Origin of the sequence: Phenylobacterium sp. (assembly GCF_046590535.1) — a bacterium.
Lineage (GTDB): Bacteria > Pseudomonadota > Alphaproteobacteria > Caulobacterales > Caulobacteraceae > Phenylobacterium.
Genome location: NZ_JBKJTG010000002.1, coordinates 1 through 4570 on the forward strand (window position 1 = coordinate 1; position 4570 = coordinate 4570).

Annotated in this window: 7 protein-coding genes, 1 tRNA gene and 2 pseudogenes; 9 read left to right on the top strand and 1 reads right to left on the bottom strand. The window is 65.6% G+C overall.

The window, feature by feature from the left end:
• Window positions 1-273, top strand: a pseudogene (tuf, locus tag ACLL81_RS00030) (elongation factor Tu); the annotation flags it as partial.
• A 3-nt stretch (window positions 274-276) separates the two neighbouring features.
• On the opposite strand, the gene ACLL81_RS00035 reads toward tuf, so the two are convergent.
• A complete protein-coding gene (locus tag ACLL81_RS00035) occupies window positions 277-477 on the bottom strand; it encodes a hypothetical protein (RefSeq protein ID WP_411286301.1) in 201 nt (66 codons plus the stop codon).
• Window positions 478-675: 198 nt separating this feature from the next.
• Between ACLL81_RS00035 and ACLL81_RS00040 the strand changes: the two genes are divergently transcribed.
• From ACLL81_RS00040 to ACLL81_RS00075, 8 genes and pseudogenes are all read left to right on the top strand, one after another.
• Window positions 676-751 (top strand) — tRNA-Trp (locus tag ACLL81_RS00040).
• Between the two features lie 71 nt (window positions 752-822).
• Window positions 823-1128, top strand: a complete 306-nt coding sequence (secE, locus tag ACLL81_RS00045) for a preprotein translocase subunit SecE (protein ID WP_411286302.1) — start codon at window positions 823-825, stop codon at window positions 1126-1128.
• Between the two features lie 3 nt (window positions 1129-1131).
• A complete protein-coding gene (gene nusG / locus ACLL81_RS00050) occupies window positions 1132-1698 on the top strand; it encodes a transcription termination/antitermination protein NusG (protein WP_411286303.1) in 567 nt (188 codons plus the stop codon).
• 114 nt (window positions 1699-1812) lie between these two features.
• Window positions 1813-2244, top strand: a complete 432-nt coding sequence (gene rplK / locus ACLL81_RS00055) for a 50S ribosomal protein L11 (protein ID WP_411286304.1) — start codon at window positions 1813-1815, stop codon at window positions 2242-2244.
• A 3-nt stretch (window positions 2245-2247) separates the two neighbouring features.
• Complete coding sequence (gene rplA, locus ACLL81_RS00060) at window positions 2248-2940, top strand: 50S ribosomal protein L1 (protein WP_411286305.1); 693 nt, start codon at window positions 2248-2250, stop codon at window positions 2938-2940.
• Window positions 2941-2997: 57 nt separating this feature from the next.
• On the top strand, window positions 2998-3525 hold the full coding sequence (locus ACLL81_RS00065; protein ID WP_411286306.1) for a GNAT family N-acetyltransferase: 528 nt from the start codon (window positions 2998-3000) through the stop codon (window positions 3523-3525).
• 298 nt (window positions 3526-3823) lie between these two features.
• A complete protein-coding gene (gene rplJ / locus ACLL81_RS00070; RefSeq protein ID WP_411286307.1) occupies window positions 3824-4339 on the top strand; it encodes a 50S ribosomal protein L10 in 516 nt (171 codons plus the stop codon).
• Window positions 4340-4382: 43 nt separating this feature from the next.
• Window positions 4383-4570 (top strand): annotated as a pseudogene (locus ACLL81_RS00075) (50S ribosomal protein L7/L12); the annotation flags it as partial.

Below are 4570 nucleotides of genomic sequence, written 5' to 3' on the forward strand. Positions count from 1 at the left end.
TTCACGGCGGAAGCCTATATCCTGACCAAGGAGGAGGGTGGCCGTCACACGCCGTTCTTCACCAACTACCGTCCTCAGTTCTACTTCCGGACCACCGACGTGACCGGGATCATCAAGTTGAAGGAAGGCGTGGAAATGATCATGCCGGGTGACAACACGGAGATCACCGTGGAGTTGATCACCCCGATCGCCATGGACCAGGGCCTGCGCTTCGCCATCCGCGAAGGCGGTCGCACCGTTGGCTCCGGCGTGGTCACCAAAATCGTCAAGTAGGCCTCAGGCCCCGTCAGTCTGATCGACATCCGAGCGATTGGGCGCCGGCGGGGTCTTCTTCGGCTCACCGGTGCCGGGATCGGTGGCGGCCTTCGGCGTCTGCGTGGAGGCCTCCGAGCCGATGGGCTCATAGGCCGACCGCGGCGGACTGCCGGACCTCTGCTCGTCGTCGCGGTTCAGTTGCTGGTCGGTCCGATGCGGCATCGCGGAGCCCTTTTTCGGCTTGGGGTTTTGCCCCTGCGGAACGGGTTGAGGGCGGCTTTCGATCCGCTTGCCCGGGCGGTGCGCCCCTGCTAAACGACCCGGCTCCGGCGATGAGCCGCGCGCGCCGGCAGGCTTAACCGCTTTCCGGCGCGCTGTTCATTGTTCTGGGAGCCGGGCCTTCCTGTCGGGCTTGCGCTTAGGAGTGTAGCTCAGCTGGTAGAGCATCGGTCTCCAAAACCGAGGGCCGGGGGTTCGAGTCCCTCCACTCCTGCCAGCCGGATCGAGTGACTATGTAACCGGGGCGCGATGATGCGCGGCCCCATCTGGAAGAGTTTGAAGAGCCGCATGGCCAGGAAACCGGGAACCAACCCGAGCGCGATCAGGCACCGCGCCGCCAAGACGGCGGTGGCGATGGGCTCGTCGTCTGCGGTGGCTCAGCCGCCGCCGAAGAAGAAGACCAGCGCGGGCCAGTTCTTCCGCGAGGTCCGCGCCGAGGGGCGCAAGATCACCTGGACCAGCCGCAAGGAAACCTGGATCACCTCCGTCATGGTGGCGATCATGGTGCTGCTGGCCGCCGGGTTCTTCTCCGTGGTGGACTTCGTCCTCCGCGTCGGGGTCAACCTGGTCCTCAAGCTGGCGAACGCTGGGTAAGTCATGTCCGAAGCCGCAGAAACCGTCGCCGCCAACCCGCGCCACAAGTGGTACATCGTCCACGCCTACTCGAACTTCGAGAAGAAGGTGGCTGAGTCCATCCGTGAGCAGGCGCGCACCCAGGGTCTGGACGAGCACTTCTCCGATATCCTGGTGCCCACCGAGGACGTGGTGGAGATCCGCCGCGGCCGGAAGGTCAACGCCGAGCGCAAGTTTTTCCCCGGCTACGTGCTGGTGAAGATGGAGCTCACCGACGAGGCCTATCACCTCATCAAGAACACCCCGAAGGTCACCGGCTTCCTGGGCTCCGGCTCCAAGCCGATGCCGGTTTCGGAAAAGGAAGTCGCCCGGATCATCGGCGCCATCGAAGAGGGGGTGGAGCGGCCGAAGCCGACTATCCAGTTCGAGATCGGCGAGCAGGTCCGGGTTACGGACGGCCCGTTCGCCAGCTTCAACGGCTCGGTCGAACAGGTCGACGAGGAACGCGCCCGCCTGCGCGTGACGGTGTCCATCTTCGGACGCGCCACGCCGGTCGAGCTCGAGTACGCGCAGGTGGAGAAAACCTCCTGACGCGAGTGCCCGCCCTCGCGTAGCTGAGGGTTTGAAATCCGTGGGAGGGGCTGGTCAGCCATACCCCGCACCACGGCTCAACCGACCGGGCTCTCCGGTCACAGAGGAGCAAAGATGGCCAAGAAGATCTTGGGCTATATCAAACTGCAGGTGCCCGCCGGCGCCGCCACGCCTTCGCCGCCCATCGGGCCGGCGCTGGGTCAGCGCGGGGTCAACATCATGGGCTTCTGCAAGGAATTCAACGCCCGCACCGAGAAGGAAGCCAAGGGGACGCCCCTGCCGACGGTGATCACCGTCTATCAGGACAAGTCGTTTACTTTCGTGACTAAGACGCCGCCGGCGACCTTCTTCATCAAGCAGGCCGTGGGCCTCAAGTCGGGGGCCAAGACCACCGGCCGCGAGACCGTGGGCAAGATCACCCGCACCCAGCTACGCGAGATCGCCGAGAAGAAGATGAAGGACCTCAACGCCAATGACGTCGAGGCCGCCGCCAAGATCATCGAGGGCTCCGCCCGTTCGATGGGTCTTGAGATCGTGGAGCGCTAGGTCATGACAAAGCAAACCAAGCGCATCAAGGCCTGGACCGGCGACCGCACGGCGGCTCACGCGGTCGAGGACGCCGTCAAGCTGGTGAAGGCCAACGCCACCGCCAAGTTCGACGAAAGCGTCGAGATCGCCGTCAACCTCGGCGTCGACCCGCGCCACGCCGACCAACAGGTTCGCGGCGTAGTCTCCCTGCCCTCGGGCACCGGCCGTGATGTCCGCGTCGCGGTCATCGCCAAGGACGCCAAGGCGGACGAAGCCACCGCCGCCGGGGCCGACATCGTCGGCGCCGAGGAGCTGGTAGAGCGCATCCAGGGCGGCTTCATGGAGTTCGACCGGGTGATCGCCACCCCCGACATGATGGCCCTGGTGGGTCGTCTGGGTAAGGTGCTCGGCCCCCGTGGCCTGATGCCGAACCCGCGGGTTGGCACGGTGACGCCCAACGTCGGCCAGGCCGTGAAGGACGCCAAGGGCGGGGCTATCGAGTTCCGAACCGAGAAGACCGGCATCATCCACGCCGGCATCGGCAAGGTGAGCTTCACCGACGACCAACTGCTCGCCAACGTGCGCGCCCTGGTCGACGCGCTGAACAAGGCCAAGCCCTCGGGCGCGAAGGGTGTCTACATCAAGAAGATCAGCCTCTCGTCGACGATGGGCCCGGGCTTCAAGGTGGACGCCGGTTCCTTCGGGACCGTGTAAGCGGTCGCGCAGATCGTCGAAGATCAGGGGAGTAGCCGCCAAGCTACTCCCTTTTTCGTGGGGAGGGATGGCCGTGCCTCGGGTCGAACTGGAGGCCGTGGGTGCGGAACGCGGGTCACCCTCGCCAACCTCTTTCAGCTCTATACGCACGACTTCTCGGAACACTGGGCCGGCCACCCGGAGGGTGGCCTGGGCGAGGACGGCCGCTTCGAACCCTATCCCTTTCTGGACAGCTATTGGACCGAGGCGGATCGCTCGGCCTTGCTGATCCGCGCCGATGGGCAGGTGGCAGGGTTTGCGCTGGTCAACACCTTCGCGCACTCACGGCTGGCGACTGACTTCAGCATGGCGGAGTTCTTCGTGGCTCGGAAGTATCGCAGGCTTGGCGTCGGCCACGCGGCGGCGGCGGCCGTCATCTGCGAACGCCCCGGTCAGTGGGAGATCGCGGTGACGCGCACCAACCTGGCGGCCCAGGCGTTCTGGCGCCGGGTGGTGGCCACGACGGAAGGTGTCGAGACCTATGATCGGGCCGACACGCGATGGGATGGACTGATCCTGCGGTTCGTCCAGGAGACCGGGCATTGAATTCGCCCGGCCAAGCGTGTAAAGGCCGCGCCTTCTAGTGTTTCGTCGCGCCTTCGGGTGCGGCGTGGACAGGAAGCGTTCGCGCTTCCTGATCCTGTCCAAGAACTGCGCAGACCCCGGGGTCACCGGGGACCGGAACGCGAGGACGGGCCCGTCCTTGGTCGCAGGGAGACGGGAAGATGAGGCTCCGCACCCTCCTTTGCAGGATGGGCAGCGCGGCTGCGGCTTCTCTTTCGGACAGGTTGACCATCCGGCGTGCGCGCTCCTGCGCGCGTCGAACCTGAGTATGGAGACCGCAATGGACCGCGCTCAAAAGCAGGAAGCCATCGAGACGCTAAGAAGCGATTTCGCCGGCGCCGGCGCCGTGGTCGTGACCCACTACATGGGTCTGACCGTTGCGGAAATGACCGATCTGCGGGGCCGTCTGCGTGAGCAGGGCGCCCAGTTGAAGGTGGTGAAGAACACCCTGGCCACGAAGGCCCTGGACGGTTCGGTCGGCGAAGCGGGCGACGCCCTCTTCAAGGGCCCGGTCGCCATCGCCTTCGGCCCGGACCCGGTGTCCGCCGCCAAGGTCGCGACCCAGTATGCCAAGGACAACGAGAAGTTCACCGTTGTCGGCGGCCTCATGGGTCAAGAGGTGCTGGACCAGGCTTCGATCAAGGCGCTCGCCGTCTTGCCGTCGCTCGACCAGCTCCGCGCCAAGCTTATCGGCCTCCTCCAGGCGCCTGCGACCAAGATCGCTGGCGTGCTGCAGGCCCCGGCGAGCCAGCTCGCGCGGGTCTTCGCGGCCTACGCCGCCAAAGACGCCGCCTGATCGTCATCTTCCTCGCCAACAACTAACTCCAAGGAACCAACCCATGTCCAAGCTCGAAAAACTGGTGGACGACCTCTCCACCCTGACCGTCCTGGAAGCCTCTGAGCTGTCCAAACTGCTGGAAGAAAAGTGGGGCGTTTCCGCCGCCGCCCCGGTGGCGATTGCCGCCGCCACCGGTGGTGGCGCCGCCGCGCCTGCCGAAGTTGTCGAAGAGCAAACCGAGTTCACCGT

Coding starts and splice junctions, on each gene's coding strand:
- ACLL81_RS00035 (WP_411286301.1), bottom strand. CDS start 477: ATGCCGCATCGGACCGACCAGCAACTGAACCGCGACGACGAGCAGAGG.
- secE (WP_411286302.1), top strand. CDS start 823: ATGGCCAGGAAACCGGGAACCAACCCGAGCGCGATCAGGCACCGCGCC.
- nusG (WP_411286303.1), top strand. CDS start 1,132: ATGTCCGAAGCCGCAGAAACCGTCGCCGCCAACCCGCGCCACAAGTGG.
- rplK (WP_411286304.1), top strand. CDS start 1,813: ATGGCCAAGAAGATCTTGGGCTATATCAAACTGCAGGTGCCCGCCGGC.
- rplA (WP_411286305.1), top strand. CDS start 2,248: ATGACAAAGCAAACCAAGCGCATCAAGGCCTGGACCGGCGACCGCACG.
- rplJ (WP_411286307.1), top strand. CDS start 3,824: ATGGACCGCGCTCAAAAGCAGGAAGCCATCGAGACGCTAAGAAGCGAT.